An 18634-nucleotide genomic window follows, 5' to 3' on the forward strand; every position below is an offset into this window, starting at 1 on the left:
CATGATACATTGCGACGAACTCGTCAAAATTTACAAAACCGCGGACCTGGAGGTCGTCGCCCTGCAGGGATTGGATTTGCATGTCGAGAGCGGCGAGCTGATGGCGATCATCGGCAATTCCGGCAGCGGCAAGTCGACGCTCCTGAACATGCTCGGAGGCTTGGATAAGCCTTCCGCCGGCAGGCTGCTCGTGGACGGCCAAGATTTGTTGAAGTTCCGCGAAAGGGACCTCGTGAAGTATAAGCGGGACACGGTCGGGTTCGTCTGGCAGAATAACGCACGGAATCTGATCCCTTATCTCACCGCGCTGGAGAACGTGGAGTTGCCCATTCTGCTGCGGGGCAAGCGCCGGCGATTGAGAGCGATGGAGCTGTTGGAAGCGGTAGGTCTCGGCCGCCGCATGAGGAACAAACTTAGCGAGCTTTCCGGCGGCGAACAGCAGCGAGTAGCGATCGCCATCGCGCTCGCGAACGAGCCGCGGCTGCTGCTCGCCGACGAGCCGACCGGTTCCTTGGATACGGCGACGTCCAATCAAGTGCTGGACCTATTCCGGTCGTTGAACCGGACGATGGGCATTACGATCGTTATCGTGACCCATGATCCGCTGCTCGCGCGCAAGGTGGATCGAGTCGTTCAGATTCGGGACGGAAAGACGTCGGCGGAGATGATTCGCAAAGTATCGTACGCCGCGGAATTGGAGCAGCTTCAAGCGGAGCACTCGCATACCGATCCCGAGACCCATGTGGAGTTCGCGGTCGTCGATAAGGCGGGCCGGCTGCAAATCCCCGGCGGCTATTTGGACTCCGAAGGGTTCAAGGGAAGCAACAAAGTTCGCGTAGAGATGGAAGACGGGCGGATTATACTGTATCCGTCCGAGGAGAGGCAAACCGGTTGACTCCCGGCTAAAGCGATAATACGAGGTGGACGCATTGAAGACCAAGAGGCTTGCGATTGTCATGCCCATGGCCATTGCCGCGGCAGCGGCGATCGCGTATATCCTGTTCGGCATGCAGAAGGACGAGAGTTCGATTGTCGTATCGCCGTCTCCGATCGCGGAAGCCGGCACGAAGCCGCCATCCGATACGGCTGCGAAGCCTTCTCCGAGCTCAAGCGTTCAGGAGACGCAGACTATCGAAGCAGAGCAGGACATCCCTTCTCTTAAGGACGTATTCAAAGACGACTTCATGCTTGGAACCGCTTTGCTAGTGAACGAAATTTCCGATCCGGACGGACCCGACGCTCGGCTCGTCAAGAAGCATTTCAATAGCTTGACGGCCGGCAACGAATTGAAGTGGGACGCGACCGAGCCGCGGGAAGGGCGGTTCGATTTCTCGCGGTCGGACCGAATCGCGGATTTCGCCATGAACAACGGGATCGCTTTCCGCGGACACACGTTGATCTGGCATAGCCAGACTCCGAACTGGGTGTTCCGCGACGACAAAGGCGACCTCGTAAGCAAAGAAGTGCTGTTCGAGAGAATGAAGAAGCACATCGAGACGGTAGTCGGGCGGTATAAAGGCAAAGTATACGCTTGGGATGTCGTGAACGAGGTGATCGAGCCCGGAGACAAGCAGCCCGGCGGGCTTCGCAACAGCTTATGGTATCAAATCGCCGGAGAAGAATTCATCGTAAAAGCGTTCGAGTACGCGCATGAAACCGACCCGGACGCCAAGCTGTTCATTAACGATTACAACACGGATATGCCCGACAAGCGCCAGATGCTGCACGATTTGATCAAACGGCTGAAAGCGAAAGGCGTGCCGATCGACGGCGTCGGCCATCAGACGCACATCGGAATGCTGTATCCGTCCTCGCTCCAGCTCGATCAAATGATTCAAGCGTTCACGGATCTGGGCATCGACCAGCAAATCACCGAGATGGATATGAGCGTCTATACGAGCGACTCCGAAGCTTTCGATACGTTCCCGGAGGACTTGCGGATTAGGCAGGCGTACCGGTATAAAGAAATTTTCGACGTATTCAAGAAGCATAAGGACCAGCTCAGCGCCGTTATTTTCTGGGGCAAGGACGATTTGAACACTTGGCTGCGAACGTTCCCGGTCAGACGCAACAATTGGCCGCTGCTGTTCGACGAACGGCTTCAAGCGAAATATGCGTATTGGGCGCTTGTCGACCCGAGCAAGCTGCCGGAAGACACGATGCCGACCGTGGCCGCGACGAAGCTCGAAACGGCAGCGAAGCCGGGCACTCCGGTCATCGACGGGGAGAGGGAAGCCGCTTGGAACGGTACGCACGAGCTGGCGACCGACCGCTGGGTCATCGGCGTCAAAGGCTCGACAGCGCGCGTACGGACGCTATGGGATGAAGGCCATCTTTATGTCCTCGCCGAAGTAACGGATTCGAAGCTGTCGAACCGAAGCGCGAACGCGTGGGAGCAGGATTCCATCGAAATCTTCATCGACGCGAACAACGCGAAGACGGCGGCTTACGAGCCGGACGACGGGCAATATCGCATTAATATCGACAACGAAAGCTCCGTAAATCCCGATTCGCTGAAGAGCCGTCTCGAATCGGCAGTGAAGCGGACGGAAACCGGCTACATCGTGGAAGCCTCCATCGCTTGGCCGGACGCTGCGCCTGCCGCGGGAGATAAGATCGGCTTCGACGTACAGGTCAACGACGACGAGGACGGAGACGGCGCGCGCGACAGCGTCGCGGTATGGAGCGATACGTCCGGACAGTCGTATCAGAGTACGACGGACTTCGGGGAGCTGAGGCTGAAATGAAGGCCGCGAAGCTGATCGTTCTCTCCGCCGTTCTAGTCGGGGCGGCCGCGATTCTCTATTCGACTTTATCGCCGAAGACCGATCAAGCGATGCGTGCCGAGAGCGACGTCGATCCGGCGACGAAACCGAAGGCAGGCTTACGGGCCGGCATACAAGAGACGGACTTGAACCTTCGCCGTGACCAGGGCGCGACCTATACGTTAAAATTGCTGATGGACGAATACAAGGCGGAGGGGCGGGTTAATCTGATTCGCGCAACCGTCGATTTTCCCGCCGAATTCGAAGTGACCGACATCGCTCTTAACCGAAACAACTTGCCAACTTCAGACGTGGCATTCCATAATAAGACGAACGGCAGCGTGGAGTTCGTCGTCCGCCGCGCGGACGACGCTGCGGTAACGTTCAAGAACGCGGACGCGAGCGGAGAATGGGCCGCGGTCGAATTCAGACTGAACCAAAATTTGACGCATTCCTATAAGGAGGCTATTACATTGAGCCAATTCGAGATCGAAGACAACGACAATAACGCCGTATCCTACGACGTGGAGGGAGCTTCCGTCAAAGTCCATTACACGGCGCCTGCCGATGCGGTCGGCAAGCTGCCGCCGAACGGGAATCCGCTCGTCTCCCACCGGTTCGGCGCCGACCCTTACGCGCTCGTATACGGAGACCGAGTCTATCTGTTCGCGACGAACGACGTGCTGGAATACGATGCGGACGGCAACGTGAAAGACAATACATATGCCAGCATCAACACGCTATCCGTCATTTCCTCTGACGATCTAGCCAACTGGACCGATCATGGCGAGATCGCCGTCGCCGGTCCGCAAGGCGCGGCCAAGTGGGCGACGCAATCGTGGGCGCCGGCCGCCGCTCACAAAGTAATCGACGGACAAGACAAGTTTTTCCTCTACTTCGCGAACAATGCGAGCGGAATCGGCGTCTTGACGAGCGACAGCCCGACCGGACCTTGGGTGGATCCGATCGGTCAAGCTCTCGTGACCCGCGCGACGCCGGGCGTCGAGACCGTTACCTGGCTATTCGACCCTGCGGTGCTGGTCGACGACGACGGCAAAGCGTATCTTTACTTCGGAGGCGGCGTTCCGGAAGGCAAAGATGCGATGCCGGACACCGCCCGAGTCATGGAATTAGGCCCCGATATGATCAGCGTGGTCGGCGAAGCGAAGACGATTCCGGCGCCTTTCATGTTCGAGGATGCGGGCATCAACAAGGTGAACGGCACTTATTACTATACGTATTGCTCCAACTTCTACGAAGGAGCACGCCCGGAAGGAAGTCCGCCCGCGGGCGAGATCGCGTATATGACGAGCGACAGTCCGATGGGACCGTGGACGTATCACGGCTCGATCCTGAAAAACCCGGGCCACTTCTTCGGCGTCGGCGGCAACAATCACCACGTCATATTCCGGTTCCGGGATGCTTGGTATATCGCCTATCACGCCCAAACGTTGTCAAAGGCGATGGGCGTGCCGAAAGGTTACCGCTCCACGCAATTGAACCAGGTTACTTTCGGCGACGACGGCTCTATTCGGGAGATCCAAGCCGATTATGCGGGCGTGCCGCAGATTAAGCCGCTCTATCCATACGCAACCGTCGCGGCGGCCACGATCGGATGGAACGCAGGCATCTCGACGGTGAAGGTTGTCGATGACAAAGGCCGGCAGTCGGCGATCGTGTCGGGCATCGACGACGCGGATTGGATCGCTCTGTCCAAAGTCGATTTCGGCAGCAAAGGAGCCGCCTCGTTCTCCGCTTCGATATCCGGGGCTTCCGAGCCCGCTTCTATCGATCTTCGCCTCGATTCCCGGAACGGGAAGTCGATCGGCATCCTTGAAGTATCCAAGACGTCCGGAGAGGATTGGTACGAGTTTACGACGAAAGTGGCCGGGGCTGTCGGCGTTCACGATTTGTACCTCGTTTTCGGCGGCAAGCCGGGACAGAACCTGTTCAAATGGAAGAGCTGGCAGTTCGCGGAGTAAATTCCGCAGCAAGATGGAGCGACATAAACTAAGACGAAGAGCCGCACGATTGGCGTGCGGCTTTTTTGCGTCTATCAGAAAGTATAAAATTTGGGGATAGGGGCTGCCCTATTTCAATAGGGTGATGCGGGATGAGAACGGGTCGTAAAACGGACATGCCCGGGAGGCATGTTCGTAGGTACTGGCGTGATAGTCGCTATCGTGTGACCGTGAATACGGCCGCGCAGCGACGGAGCTAATCCCACTCTCTCCGCCAACCAATAGAACCTGCGATCGTACAGCTATTTCATAGAACTGGTAGGGTGTTAAATCAATAGATGCAATTGTGCAGGTGATAGCTAGCCGAGTGACTCCGTTGATGGTTTGAAGGACTAGTACCTGCAGTTTTGCAGGATGAAGGGATAAACGAGCGATTTCGGGTAGGATGAACAGCAGAATTGCAGGTGTGGAGCGACGGAAGGGGGGACAAAGTGTGTGAAACTCCGATGCAGCGACGGCAGTAAGGGACAAAGTGTGCGAAACCCCGATGCAGCGATGGCAGTAGGGGGACAAAGTGTGCGAAACCCCGATGCAGCGACGGCAGTAAGGGACAAAGTGTGCGAAACCCCGATGCAGCGACGGAAGGGGGGACAAAGTGTGTGAAACTCCGATGCAGCGACGGAAGGGGGGGACAAAGTATGCGAAACCCCGATGCAGCGACGGAAGGGGGGACAAAGTGTGCGAAACCCCGATGCAGCGACGGAAGGGGGGACAAAGTGTGCGAAACCCCGATGCAGCGACGGAAGGGGGGACAAAGTGTGCGAAACCCCGATGCAGCGACGGAAGGGAGGACAAAGTATGCGAAACCCCGATGCAGCGACGGAAGGGGGGACAAAGTGTGCGAAACCCCGATGCAGCGACGGAAGTAGTGGGGACAAAGTGTGCGAATCCCCGATGCAGCGACGGAAGCCGGGAGAGCCGCGGGAAAAGATTGGCAACGGCACATTGGCGACCGAACGAGCACGCCCGACCGAGACGAGCACGCCCGACCGAGACGAGCACGCCTGACCGAGCCAGCAGTATCGGTTTTTTTTAACGCGCGTATGCGCAAATCGTAAAGATCGGGTAACGATAACAAGATTTGCACCTTGTATTCACGGGAGATAGCTTGGATAATAGGGTTATTTATTAGCGTAGAGTTGTATCCCAATCCCCATGTCGGTTCACAGGGAGGCCGTTATGACAAGGATGAATTCAGGCGCGAAGCCGTTCCTCGCCATCCTCTTCTCGATCGCGCTGTTATCCTCTTGCTTTCAGGGAGGGGGCTCAAGCCTTACGCCGAATTCTTCGGGGAGCCAGGCCGGAGAGCGTTCGCCGGGGGCTGCGCTTAACGCGGACCGTCAGCCGATCGCTCTCACGTTCGTTCGGGAGACGACCGATTTGGACCATTTACTCAAGCAGTTTCCGGGAGAGACGCTGGAGGACAATCGGTGGACCCGAATCTATGAGCAGGAGCTTGGCATAAGGATCAAATACGATTGGACGGCCAAAGGAGATCAATATCGTCAGAAGCTCGGTATCTCGCTCGCCACCGGCAATATCCCGGACGTCGTGCGGGTCGATTCGCAGCAACTTAGGGAGCTAAGCAACGCCGGGCTGATTCAAGACTTATCCGAGGTTTACGCCGAATACGCTTCTCCGTTCACGAAGCAGGTGCTTAGCCAGGAAGGCAGCGGACCGTTCGAAGCGGCTAAGATCGACGGCAAGCTCGCAGGCATTCCGGAAACGTCGTCTTCCATTGAAGGTGCGCAGTACGTATGGGTCCGAACGGATTGGCTGGATACGCTCGGACTTCAGCCTCCGCGTACGATGGAAGAGCTGCTAGCGATTTCGAAAGCGTTTACAGAAGACGATCCGGACCGGAACGGGATGAAGGATACGCACGGTCTTGCGATAACCAACTATATATGGGATCCCGTGGCAGGCTTAATGGGCTTCATGGCCGGATACGGCGCTTACCCTAGGCTTTGGTTGAAGGACGATTCGGGACGCCTCGTCTTCGGCGGCATTCAGCCCGAGGTCAAAGCGGCGCTGCGAACGCTTCAAGAGATGTATCGGAGCGGTCAGATCGACGGCGAATTCGCGATGAAGGACGGGGCCAAAGTCAAGAACGATACGGCAAACGGCAAGATCGGAATCGTATACGGCGAACAATGGAGCTCTTTCTGGCTGGGATTGAGCCGCGAACGTAATCCGAAAGCGGATTGGCAGGCTTACCCGATCGTCGGCATTGCCGGGCTCACGCCCCAAGTGCCGCTTCCTTTCAGCACGAATCAATATTTAGCCGTCAGAAAAGGATACGCCCATCCGGAAGCGATCGTAAAGCTCATCAATTTGCATCTGGAGAAAAATTGGGGGGCGACGGCGGAATACGAAACTTATTATAGTACGCCCTATCCCGCTTGGCAGCTGTCTCCCGTGACTCCGTTCCCGCCGAAGAAAAATCTTGAGGCGTACCTTCAGCTCGCCGAAGCGCGCAGAACAGGCAATAAGTCGGTGCTCCGGGATGAAGCGAAGGCGATCCAGAAGAACATCGATCTGTACTTGGCCGGCGGCCCGGATAAAGAAACGGGCTGGGGCTGGGAGCGGACGTACGGTCCCTCGGGGGCATTCGCGATTCTCGACCAATACGAGAGGAACGGGCGGCTGCTCTACGAGAACTTCGTGGGCGGACCGACGAAGACGATGATCGAGAAACAGTCCATTCTGAACAACCTGCTATACGATACGTATATCAATATCATCCTTGGAAATCCGATCGCGGATTTCGACAGATTCGTAGAAGAGTGGCGCCGGCTCGGCGGCGACAAGATCACGGCCGAGGTCAACGAATGGTATATCGGCCGGGGTCGCAATCTGAAGGAATAGGCATGATCGCATCGGAGGAATCCTCTTGTTGAAATTTCCCGCCAGTTTGTTTCGAAAGACGATATTCGTCAGACTGGTCGTCACTTATTTGGTCGTTATTCTACCGGTTATTTTATTAGGTTTCTATCTATACAATTGGAGCTATAAGAACGCCAGCCAGGATCTGTCGAGAGCGACGTTGTCGCAGCTGTCCGATTATTTGGGCGATCTGAACCGAGAGATCGATTGGATGGAAATCCAGCAATTCGATTTGCTGGAAGACGGAGACCTGAACAGGCTTGCGGTCACTTGGGACATGATGGATAACGTCGAAAGACGGATGAGCATGAATGATTTGGTTCATCGGCTTATGACGTTGAAGACGAGCAGCGCCTATATAAAGGATGTCGAAGTGCATATCCGCTCCATCGGCAAGACCGTATCGGCTAGCAATGCCGCGCACGAATTCAATGCGGACAGCTATGACTTTTTTCGTTCGATAACGTACAAGAAGGAAAGCCGGCTGATCAACCGGGACAACTCCATCAATCTCAGCGTCGCCAGACAAAGCGGAGCGAAGGGAGAGGAGCCGCTGTTCATCGTACAGATCGAACTGGATTCGCAGAAGCTGAAGGAATCGTTGAGGCAAGTGAGTTTGTATCCGGAAAGCCGGTCGTTCCTGCTGTCGAGCGCGTCTGGATTTACGCTGGGGAGCGATGCGGAATCGGACAAAATGCTTCCAAGCTATTTGGACGCCATGCGGGACGCGAACGGGAATTTGCCGGTACTGACGGTAGACGGAACGAAGTATCATGTAGACCAGGTTCATTCCGATGAAATGGGTTTAACCGTGGCGACCTGCTTGCCCGAAGAAGCCGTCAAACGGCCGCTAAGCCGGTTCGAACAGTGGGGGTGGTTATTCGCGTTTACCTCCGGATGCGCCATATTGATCTATGCCTTCTCCACGTATCGGTTCGTTCATAAACCGCTATTGCTCCTCGTGCAAAGCTTCCGCAGGATGGAAGGCGGGGCTTTGGACATTCAAATCAAGCACGAGCAGAAAGACGAATTCGGCTATTTGTACAACCGCTTCAACATGATGTTAAGGAAATTGCAGGCGCTGATCGATCAGGACTTCAAACAGAAACTGATGATGCAGAAAGCGGAGCTGAAGCAGCTGCAATCGCAGATCAACCCGCACTTTCTATACAATAGCTTCTTTATTCTGAACTCGCTGGCCAAAACCGGCGATTTGGAGCGAATCGAACAATTCACGATTATGCTCGGCGAATATTTCCGCTTCATCACGCGCAACGGGGAAGACAACGTGAAGCTGGCGGAGGAGATCAAGCACTCGCGCATGTACACCGAAATTCAAAAGCTCCGTTTCTCGAGGCGGATCAGCGTTCAATTCGATGAATTGCCGATAGAAATGGAGCACGTTCGGGTGCCAAGGCTGATCATTCAGCCGTTAATCGAGAATGCCTACGAACACAGTCTCGAGCAAATGGTGGATGAAGGGAAGCTTCGCGTGTCGTTCGAAACCGAACCCGGCGAATCGCGAATTATCGTCGACAACAGCGGAACGATCGGCGATGCAGAAATTAAAGCATTGAACGAGCGGTTGGTTCGCGCGAATGAAGTTCATGAGATGACGGGCATATTCAATATTCATCGTAGAATCGTTCTGATTTACGGGGAAGGCAGCGGCCTGTATTTATCGAGAAGCGAGCTTGGCGGGCTGAAGGTTACGGTACGAATCCGGTCGGAGAGGGAGGAAGGCCATGTATAGGTTGCTGATCGTCGACGACGAAGAGATCATTACGGATAGTCTGTACGAGGTGTTCGCGCGGCTGCTGCCCGATAAGCTGGACGTATGCAAAGCGTATTCGGGCAAAGAGGCGCTGAGCTGGATGTCCCGTTCCCGAATCGATATCGTCTTGACGGACATCAGCATGCCCGGAATGAACGGGCTGGAACTGACCGAGAACATTCTTGCCTACTGGCCCAGATGCAAAGTGATCTTCTTGACCGGCCATAGCGAGTTCGATTACGCCTATAAAGCGATCCAGATGCCCGACGTCAAATATTTGCTGAAGACGGAAGGCTACGACAAAGTAACGCGGACGGTCATGGACGCCATCGAGGACATTCGGCGCGGAGATCAGGCGAACGAGCTCGCCCAGCAGTCCCGGGAACAGAAGCTCGCATTAGAGCTGATGGCGCAGAAGGATTACTTCAGGCATCTTCTGCAGGACAGCTCGGAGCTGTGCATTGAGCTGGAGACGCTAAGCAAGGAATTCGAAGCGCTAGCCGTCGGATTGGACCCCGCCGCACCCGTCGCGATGGTCGTCGGCCGCCAGTTCTATCCCGATTCCGCCGCCTATATCGAAAGGAACGAAATCGCTCGTTCCTTCGACGGAATTTGGCATTCGCATTTGTCCGAACAGTCCCGTTACGTCGGAATCGTGGATAAGTACGGCGATCACATCTGGTTCGTGCAGCCGGCTCCGGCTGCGGAAGAGAAGTCGGGCGGCCGCTTTATCCGGTTTCTGGAGGGGACCTTGGAGCTTGTGCAGGAAGCGGGGTTAGCTGCTTTGGAATTGAAGGTCGCCTTTTCTTTGAGCGGAGCTTCATGCGAATGGAAGGACATAACCGCCCAATACGAAAGGCTCCGCCAATTGCTGCAGCTGAAGCTCAGCGAAGAGATTCCCGTCATTATCACCGATCGTGCCGACCAGCCGGAGCCGAGCGAAGCGAGAGAGGCGTTGCCGATCTCCAGGAAGACCGAGATCATGGCGGCGCACCTCGAAGCCGATCGGAAAGAGAAGTTCGAGGAATGCTTGGGGGAGGTCGCCGCAAGCGTCCTTCAAGACCGCGATAACGCGAATCTGGCGACCGAGACGTATTACATGATTGCGCTCGTGCTTTATTCCTTTATCAATCGCAACGGTCTGCATAAGGAAATCGACAGCTGCGGCAAGCTGCTTCGCCTGGATAACCATTCGTCGATGAAGGAGGCATTCGGTTATTTGTCCCGAATCGCGGACTGCCTCTTCAATAGAAAGCGGATGGACGATCGGGAGAGAACGTCCGGGGTCATCGATCAAATTTGCCGGTACATTCACGACCATCTGGGCGAGGACTTGTCTTTGGTGCGGTTGGCAGAGCTCAATTACTTTAATCCGACTTATTTGTCCCGTCTCTTTAAACAAGAGCGAGGCATCAATCTTTCGGAGTATATCGAGCGGTGCCGAATCAAGAAGGCGATGGAGCTGCTCAGGGACGGCGACCTCAAGGTGAGGGAGGTCGCGGTTTCCGTCGGCTACGAAGCGGCCCATTCGTTCACCCGCTTTTTCAAGAAGGAAACCGGAATGACCCCGCAGGAGTATCGGGAGAACGTACCGAGCGTCGGATAATGCAAGGAGCTGTCCCAAGGTCGATGAGACCGAGGGACGGCTTTTTTTATTGATCGATATCGACTAGACCAACGCAGCATCATCTCGTCTCTCTGCACTAACTGCATGAATGGCAGGTATTCCAATCGAGGGGATATTCCTTGACCTGTAAACGGTACGAAGTGAAGCTATTTTGTAGAAAATGAGCGTTCTGACGGCTTCGGCGGTAATGAGATGTATTCGATGGGGTTATTCAGTAGAAAAATGACGAAGCTGCGATTACGAACTGTACTCCATGCAGTCGAGGTTCCCAGAAGCCTTATGCCGTAACCAGAGCCTGCTTCCTGTATTCGTTGGCGCTGATTCCCGTATATTGCTTGAACTTCTTATAGAACCAGTCGATCTCGGTATACCCGACATGGCCCGCGATTTCGTAGATCCGCATATCCGTTTGTTCCAGCAGCCGTTTGGCTTTTTCCATCCGTTGCTGAAGCAAGTATTCGTTGAAGGACATCTTCTCCTCGTTCTTGAACTTCTGACCCAAATACGCGCAGTTGAAATGCAAAGCGTCGGATATTTTTTTGAGCGAGATGCTTTGATGAAGTTCGTCCTGCACGTATTTTTTGACGACGTCGATAATCGAGGCTTGAGGACGACGTTTCCACGGAATGGTGGCGAGAAGCTGCGGATCGATTCCGGCTCTGCCGCCGAACTCCCGGCTCATCCTCTTCAGGCTGGCGATGAGATCGGACGGTTGAACGGGATCGGCCAAATAGTCGTTGACCTGATAAGTCAACGCCGCTTTGGCGAGCTCGAAGTCATGGTCGCCGCCGACCACGATGATCGGAACGCGGCTGAATTGTCTAATCTGTCCGCAAAGCTGCAGCCCTTGAAATTGTAAGCGCTTTATATTCAGAAGAACGATCGAATAACGTTGCGATCTAAGGAGAGTCAGGGCATCGCGCGGATCGTTCGCGCAGGCTTGAATGTCAAAGCCCAGCTCGTTCCAGTCGATCATTCGCCGCATGATTTCACTCGCCTGCGTGTTCGGATCGACAAGCAATACCGAATGCATAAGAAGCACCTCGCTTATCTTCAATCGGCTACGAATCAGAGAACCCTTCGCGAACGGGTTACTCTATTAATAACAACTCGGGCAGTAGGCGACAATGTGCAACTCTTTACACCGTATGCATTTGTTTACCTTCTTCGGAGAAGTTCGTGAAAGCGGTACCAACACCTATAAATAGGCGGGTATAACATCTGAATACCGACAGGTTGTTGCTCCAAAATGTAAGCGTTACACTTCTCGGTGTAATCCAGTACGACACTTTTCCTGGGGGGTATACGATGCGTAACAAGAAGGTTGCAACAACGTTAGTGAGCTTGTTGATGGTATCCGCTTTAGCCGCTTGCGGCGGCGGGAATAACGGCAATAACGGCAGCGCGAGCCCGAGCGAAGCCCCGAGCAGCTCGGCGGCAGCCGACCCTTCCGCGTCCGCTAGCGCTCCGGCGTCGGAGGAGATCGACCAAGGCTCGCCCGAAATGGACTTCGATCTGGGCGGCCGGACGATCAAAGTCGTCTCCTGGTGGGATATGACTCCGCAAGAGAGGAATCCCGACGAAATCGCCAAGAAGAAAAACCTGGAAGAGCTCCAGAAGAAGCACAATTTCAAGATGGAATTCGTTAACGTCGACTACGGCGAGTATCAGGAGAAGGTGACGGCTTCCCTGCTTGCGGGAGAGCCGATCGGGGATATCGTCAGAGTGGGCAGAAACTACGCGTTCCCGGCGCTCGTGAAGCAGGATCTGTTCTGGCCGGTCGACGAATATACGAAGAACGCGAACGCGTTCGACCAGAACGCGACGAATAAGTGGGGTCAATACAACGGAAGAGGTTATTTGTTCTCCGAATCGCGCGGCGATCTCGTGCAGGGAGTCTTCTACAATCGCACGTTGATGAACCAGCTCGGCATCAAGCCGCTGCAGGACTACGTGAACGAGGACAACTGGAACTGGGATACGTTCATTCAGGTCGCGAAAGACGCGAACAAAGATACGAATAACGACGGCAAGCTGGATACGTGGGGTCTGGCGAATCCGAACATGATGGACCCGGGATTGTACTCCAACGAAGCGGCGCTGACGAGCGGCGACAAGCAGACGTTGGACGATCCGAAAACGGTCGAAGTGCTTAACTTCGTGTCCCGCGTAGCGACCGAGAAAGTCGCTAGACCGACGGAAGGCGGGGACTGGACCGAGCCGGGGCAATTTTTCCGTCAGGGCAACACGCTCATGTACTCGGGCGCGTTCTATGAGATCGGCGGCTTGAAGACGGATATGAAAGACTACGATATCGGTTTCGTTCCGTTCCCGAAAGGGCCGAGCGCAAGCTCCTACCATTCCTTGGAGCCGGCCTATCAGGCGCTGACGATTCCTAAGGCGGCCAAGGATCCGGATAAGCTTCTGTACATTTGGGAGAAATTCAACGACATCGACTCGATCTACGATTATCCGGAACAATCGGACTTCGAGGCCAATCTGACCACGGAAGAAGACATCAACAACGCGAAGCTGTCGGTCGAAGGCTTGACCGTTCTGGAGCACGGCACGTTCATGCCGGACTTCCCGTACTACGCGATCGGCGGCGATTTGCTTAACGGCGAATCGGTATCGACGGTCATCGAGAAGTACAAGGCGCCTGCGCAAGCGTCGATCGATAAGGTTTACCAGCAATAATCTATAGGCAGCCAATAGTCCCCATTTAGATCTCCTCTAACATGGGGACTATTATTGGATTTCGATCTTTCGCCGCAGGAGGGGAGAAGCATTGGAGCTCATCAAGAAAAGAAAAGGAACGATCATGCTCGTCGCGGTCTTATTTTTTTTGTCCGTTTGGGCGTTCTACCCTTCGGATCGTTCGGGAATCGGACGCATTCAGGCGATGCCCGATTTCGTAGCGGTGACCGATTCGGACGAGCAGGACGGGTACGACGCTTATTTGCGCAGCGCCTCGAACGCGGAACGTCCGAACGAAACCGTACGAGTCGAGGGGGAAAGCTTCGCGAGAACGGAAGGAGACGGATTCGAAGTCGCGGACGGGTATGAGGGTTTGAGCGGCAAAGCCGTGATTACGCCGGATACGGGGTCGATCAGTTGGGAGGTTCGGATCGATAACCCGGGCTTGTACAACGTTAGGATTCACTATTATCCGATTCAAGGCAAAAGCTCGTCGATCGAGCGGGAGTTGTCCATCAATCAGGAGGTACCCTTCAAGGGCGCGGAGATGATTCTATTCAACCGTCTGTGGGGCAATCGGGACGCGGAAGTGGTACGCGACGACAGAGGCAACGATCTGCGGCCGAAACAAGTTGAGAAACCAGCATGGCAGCTCACGGCGTTCGCGGACAGCGAAGGGTATTACGACGAGCCTTACCTGTTCCGCTTCGGCCAAGGGGTTCAGACCCTTACGCTGACGGCGCTTAGAGAGCCTATGGCCATTGATTATATCGAGCTGTATCAGGACAGAAGCCCGAAGACGTACGAGGAGACGAAGAGCGCGTACGAGTCCGCGGGCATACGGTCCGCGAAAGATCAACTCCTTCTCTTCCAAGCGGAGGACGCGATCTTGAAATCTTCCCCTACGCTGTACCCGGTCTCGGACCGGTCCAGCGCGTCGGTCATGCCGCAGGACGATTCGAAGATCAGAATCAATACGATCGGCGGAACGAACTGGAAGCTGCCCGGCCAATGGATCGAGTGGGCAATCGACGTGCCGGAAGACGGCTTGTATAAGATCGCCCTGAAGCGGAAGCAAGACCAGCTGCGGGGGATTTATGCCACGAGAAGCCTGACGATCGACGGGGAGTATCCGTTCAAGGAGATGAAACGGATTCGCTTCGACTTCGGCAGGGAATGGGAAATGGACGTGTTGGGCGGCGACGAGCCGTATTTGTTCCATCTGACGAAGGGCAGGCATGTCCTCCGTCTGACGAATACGCTCGGCGACATCGCCCCGCTGCTTCGGACGATCGAATCGAGCGTCCTGGAGCTTAACGAGATGTACCGCAAAATTCTGATCATCACCTCGAACACGCCCGATCCGTATCGCGATTATCAATTGGAGAAACGAATACCGAGCATGGTGGACGTGTTCGAGAAGCAAGCCGCTACGATTCAGAGCGTCGCCGATTATTTGGAGCAAGCGACCGGGGAACGAAGCGACAAGGTCGCCGTTCTTCATACGTTGGTCGACCAATTGGAGTTAATGGCCGACGATCCGGAGACGGTGGCCAAACGCTTGAATTCTTTCAAAATCAACATCGGCGGTCTGGGCACGTGGATTCTGACCGTCCGGGAGCAGCCGCTGCTGCTCGATTATATCGTCGTCGCATCGCCCGATCGCGAGCTTCCGAAAGCGGGAGCGTCGTTCCTGACGACGGTGGGCCACGAGTTGGGCGCCTTCGCGGCATCGTACACCGAGGACTACGACAGCATCGGCAATACCGGCGAAAGCGACCGCTCCGTAGACGTCTGGATTACGACGGGGCGAGACCAGGCGCAAGTGCTCAAGAGCCTGATCGACGAATCCTTCTCGCCGGAGACGAACATCTCGGTGCATCTCAAGCTCGTGCCGGCGAATATTCTGCTTCCCGCCACGCTGGCCGGCGAAGGCCCGGACGTCGCGATGCAGATCGGAGAAGACGTGCCCGTCAACTACGCGATGAGGGGGGCGGCCGCCGATCTATCCGCGTTCTCCGACTTCGAGGAAGTCGCCGCGAGATTCCGGGACAGCGCGCTGACGCCATACCGGTACAACGGCGGCGTCTACGCTCTTCCCGAGCAGCAGACGTTCCCGATGCTGTTCTATCGCAAGGATATTCTTAAGGAACTGAATGTGGAGCCTCCGCATTCGTGGCAGGACGTCTACAACATGATACCCGTGCTGCAGAAGCACAACATGGATTTCTGGCTGCCGATCGAGAATCCGGGTACGGCGACGAACAACGCGATGCTCGTCCCGAACGCCACGTTCTCCATGTTGCTCTATCAGAACGAAGGAACGTTCTACTCGGACGACGGGAAGAAGAGCGCTCTCGACTCCGACAAGTCCATGGAAGTGTTCAAGAAATGGACGCAGTTTTATACCAATTATAAGTTTCCGGTCATCGCGGACTTCCCGAACCGGTTCCGGACCGGCGAGATGCCGATCGGCATCGCGGACTATACGACCTATAACATGCTGACGGTGCTGGCGCCGGAGATCAAAGGCCTGTGGGACTTTACGATGGTTCCCGGCACCGAGGAGGAAGACGGAACGGTCAACCACAATGTCGCCAGCCATACGACGTCCGTCATGCTGCTCGACCGTTCGGACGACAAGCAGTCGGCGTGGACGTTCATGAAGTGGTGGACGGACAAAGAGACGCAAGTCGCCTTCGGACGCGAGATGGAAGGGCTGCTCGGCGAGTCGGCGCGCTATCCGACGGCTAACATCGACGCGCTGCAGGAATTGCCTTGGCCGGTCAAAGATTATCGCAACCTGGATAGCCAATGGCAATGGGTCGAAGGCATCCCGCAAGTACCGGGCGGTTACTTCACCGGACGGCACCTGGACAACGCGTTCCGGAAAGTCATCAACGCGAACGAGAATCCGCGCGAGGCGCTGTCTGACTATATCCTGTACATCAATAACGAAATCGCGGTCAAGCGCAAAGAATTCAAATTGCCGAACTAGCTGGGGGTGATAGACGATGCAAGCCGAAACATCGCATTCGACCGTGCCGAACCACGTTCGGACGAACAAACCGTCGCGCTTCGCGCTGAAGTGGAAGGAACTGAAGAGAAACAAGCATTATTACATCCTGATGAGTCCCTACATGCTCATTTTCTTCACCTTCACCGTCATTCCCGTCGCGTTCTCGCTGTTCCTGAGCTTCACTTATTTCAATATGCTCGAATTCCCCCGGTTCGTCGGATTGCAGAACTATTCGCGTCTGCTGCTGGACGACGACGTGTTCATGATCGCGCTCAAAAATACGCTTCTGTTCGCGCTGATTACCGGTCCGATCAGCTATGTCGCCTGCTTCCTGTTCGCGTGGATCATTAACGAGCTGTCGCCCAAGGTTCGCGCCTTCATGACGCTGGTGTTCTATGCTCCGTCGATCGCGGGAAACGTGTACTTCATCTGGCTGATCGTATTCTCCGGGGACAGGTACGGCTATTTGAACGGTTTCTTGATGAAATACGGATTCAAGCTGGAACCGGTATTGTGGCTGACGACCGAGAAGTACATTCTGCCCATCATTATCGTCGTGCAACTGTGGCTTAGTCTCGGCACGAGCTTCCTGGCTTTCATCGCCGGTCTGCAGACGATCGACAAGTCGCTGGTCGAAGCCGGAGCGATGGACGGAATCAAGAACCGGTGGCAGGAGCTTTGGTATATTACGTTGCCTTCCATGAGGCCTCAGCTAATGTTCGGGGCCGTCATGCAGATTACCGCGTCGTTCGCGGTCGCCGACGTATCGATCGCCTTGGCGGGCTTCCCGAGCGTCAACTATGCGGGACATACGATCGTTACGCATCTCATGGACTACGGAACGATACGTTTCGAGATGGGATACGCGTCCGCCATCGCAACGGTGCTCTTCTTCATGATGATCGGGGCGAACATGCTGACGCAAAAATTGCTCAGAAGGGTAGGTGAGTGACGTTGGGCGTCAAAGTGCTATCCGGTTTTCGGCTATCGAGAAAGCTCAACCGCTCGTTTACCGTCAGCTTCATGCTGTTCCTGCTCTTGGCCGTCTTCGGGTGTTTCATGGCGCTGCCGCTGCTCTTCGCGGTGAACAACGCTTTCAAACCGCTCGACGAGCTGTTCGTCTTCCCGCCACGCCTGTTCGTGAACAACCCGACGACGGATAACTTTTACGATTTGTTCGCGCTTATGGGGAATTCTTGGGTGCCGCTTTCCCGCTATATCGCCAATACGCTGTTCATTACGATCGCGGGCACCGTCGGACATATCCTGTTCGCATCGGCCGCGGCCTATCCGCTCGCGAAGTATCGGTTTCCGGGCTCCAAGGCGCTTTTCAGCATCGTCGTCCTCTCGTTGATGTTCTCCGGGGCGGTTACGTCGATTCCGAACTATATGGTGATGTCTTGGCTCGGATGGATCAATACGCACGCGTCGATCATCGTGCCTTCGCTCGGCTTTTCGCTCGGACTGTTCCTCATGAAGCAATTCATGGAGCAAATACCGGACGCGCTGCTGGAAGCGGCCAAGATCGACGGAGCGAACGAATATCGGATTTACTGGACGATCGTCATGCCGAACGTGAAGCCCGCGTGGTTAACGCTGATGATCCTGCAATTCCCGATCCTGTGGGGAAGCGACGGTGGCAACTTCATTTACAGCGAGAATCTCAAGACGCTTCATTATGCGCTCGGCCAGATCACTCAGGGGGGAATCGCCCGGGCGGGCGTCGGAGCGGCGGTTGCGCTTATGCTCATGATCGTGCCGATCGCGCTCTTCATCGTCTCCCAGAGCAGCGTCATCCAGACGATGACGACTTCCGGGATGAAAGAGTAGAAAGGATGCGTGCAG

General features: G+C 55.4%; 11 protein-coding genes. 10 read left to right on the top strand and 1 reads right to left on the bottom strand.

Features of this window, described 5'->3' with window-relative positions:
- Nucleotide 1: 1 nt before the first annotated feature.
- The 6 genes from COHPA_RS0120480 to COHPA_RS0120510 all read left to right on the top strand — a co-directional run bounded on the left by COHPA_RS0120480 (nucleotide 2) and on the right by COHPA_RS0120510 (nucleotide 11052).
- Entirely contained in the window at nucleotides 2–895 is an 894-nt protein-coding gene (locus COHPA_RS0120480) for an ABC transporter ATP-binding protein (protein WP_027088016.1), read from the top strand.
- Between the two features lie 34 nt (nucleotides 896–929).
- On the top strand, nucleotides 930–2747 hold the full coding sequence (locus COHPA_RS0120485) for an endo-1,4-beta-xylanase (protein ID WP_027088017.1): 1818 nt from the start codon (nucleotides 930–932) through the stop codon (nucleotides 2745–2747).
- On the top strand, nucleotides 2744–4747 hold the full coding sequence (locus COHPA_RS23920) for a family 43 glycosylhydrolase (protein WP_027088018.1): 2004 nt from the start codon (nucleotides 2744–2746) through the stop codon (nucleotides 4745–4747). The genes COHPA_RS0120485 and COHPA_RS23920 overlap by 4 nt, the downstream gene beginning before the upstream one ends.
- 1218 nt (nucleotides 4748–5965) lie before the next feature.
- Nucleotides 5966–7654 (top strand): extracellular solute-binding protein, encoded by a 1689-nt coding sequence (locus COHPA_RS0120500; protein WP_051421771.1) that lies wholly within the window; start codon nucleotides 5966–5968, stop codon nucleotides 7652–7654.
- 25 nt (nucleotides 7655–7679) lie between these two features.
- Nucleotides 7680–9425, top strand: coding sequence for a sensor histidine kinase (locus COHPA_RS0120505; RefSeq protein ID WP_027088021.1), 1746 nt, complete (start codon nucleotides 7680–7682; stop codon nucleotides 9423–9425).
- Complete coding sequence (locus COHPA_RS0120510; RefSeq protein WP_027088022.1) at nucleotides 9418–11052, top strand: response regulator transcription factor; 1635 nt, start codon at nucleotides 9418–9420, stop codon at nucleotides 11050–11052. The genes COHPA_RS0120505 and COHPA_RS0120510 overlap by 8 nt, the downstream gene beginning before the upstream one ends.
- A 298-nt stretch (nucleotides 11053–11350) precedes the next feature.
- Here COHPA_RS0120510 and COHPA_RS0120515 read toward each other — a convergent pair whose 3' ends face one another.
- On the bottom strand, nucleotides 11351–12106 hold the full coding sequence (locus tag COHPA_RS0120515) for a response regulator transcription factor (RefSeq protein ID WP_027088023.1): 756 nt from the start codon (nucleotides 12104–12106) through the stop codon (nucleotides 11351–11353).
- Between the two features lie 275 nt (nucleotides 12107–12381).
- On the opposite strand from COHPA_RS0120515, the gene COHPA_RS0120520 reads away from it, so the two are divergent.
- The 4 genes from COHPA_RS0120520 to COHPA_RS0120535 all read left to right on the top strand — a co-directional run bounded on the left by COHPA_RS0120520 (nucleotide 12382) and on the right by COHPA_RS0120535 (nucleotide 18619).
- On the top strand, nucleotides 12382–13770 hold the full coding sequence (locus COHPA_RS0120520) for an extracellular solute-binding protein (protein ID WP_027088024.1): 1389 nt from the start codon (nucleotides 12382–12384) through the stop codon (nucleotides 13768–13770).
- A gap of 124 nt (nucleotides 13771–13894) precedes the next feature.
- Entirely contained in the window at nucleotides 13895–16768 is a 2874-nt protein-coding gene (locus COHPA_RS0120525) for an extracellular solute-binding protein (protein ID WP_035121545.1), read from the top strand.
- A gap of 16 nt (nucleotides 16769–16784) precedes the next feature.
- Complete coding sequence (locus tag COHPA_RS0120530) at nucleotides 16785–17741, top strand: carbohydrate ABC transporter permease (RefSeq protein WP_027088026.1); 957 nt, start codon at nucleotides 16785–16787, stop codon at nucleotides 17739–17741.
- Nucleotides 17742–17812: 71 nt separating this feature from the next.
- A complete protein-coding gene (locus tag COHPA_RS0120535; RefSeq protein ID WP_425393716.1) occupies nucleotides 17813–18619 on the top strand; it encodes a carbohydrate ABC transporter permease in 807 nt (268 codons plus the stop codon).
- Nucleotides 18620–18634: the final 15 nt, after the last annotated feature.

It is taken from the genome of Cohnella panacarvi Gsoil 349, from assembly GCF_000515335.1.
Taxonomy (GTDB): domain Bacteria; phylum Bacillota; class Bacilli; order Paenibacillales; family Paenibacillaceae; genus Cohnella; species Cohnella panacarvi.

Coding starts and splice junctions, on each gene's coding strand:
- COHPA_RS0120525 (WP_035121545.1), top strand. CDS start 13,895: ATGCTCGTCGCGGTCTTATTTTTTTTGTCCGTTTGGGCGTTCTACCCT.
- COHPA_RS0120500 (WP_051421771.1), top strand. CDS start 5,966: ATGACAAGGATGAATTCAGGCGCGAAGCCGTTCCTCGCCATCCTCTTC.
- COHPA_RS0120510 (WP_027088022.1), top strand. CDS start 9,418: ATGTATAGGTTGCTGATCGTCGACGACGAAGAGATCATTACGGATAGT.
- COHPA_RS0120480 (WP_027088016.1), top strand. CDS start 2: ATGATACATTGCGACGAACTCGTCAAAATTTACAAAACCGCGGACCTG.
- COHPA_RS23920 (WP_027088018.1), top strand. CDS start 2,744: ATGAAGGCCGCGAAGCTGATCGTTCTCTCCGCCGTTCTAGTCGGGGCG.
- COHPA_RS0120515 (WP_027088023.1), bottom strand. CDS start 12,106: ATGCATTCGGTATTGCTTGTCGATCCGAACACGCAGGCGAGTGAAATC.
- COHPA_RS0120520 (WP_027088024.1), top strand. CDS start 12,382: ATGCGTAACAAGAAGGTTGCAACAACGTTAGTGAGCTTGTTGATGGTA.
- COHPA_RS0120535 (WP_425393716.1), top strand. CDS start 17,813: ATGCTGTTCCTGCTCTTGGCCGTCTTCGGGTGTTTCATGGCGCTGCCG.
- COHPA_RS0120530 (WP_027088026.1), top strand. CDS start 16,785: ATGCAAGCCGAAACATCGCATTCGACCGTGCCGAACCACGTTCGGACG.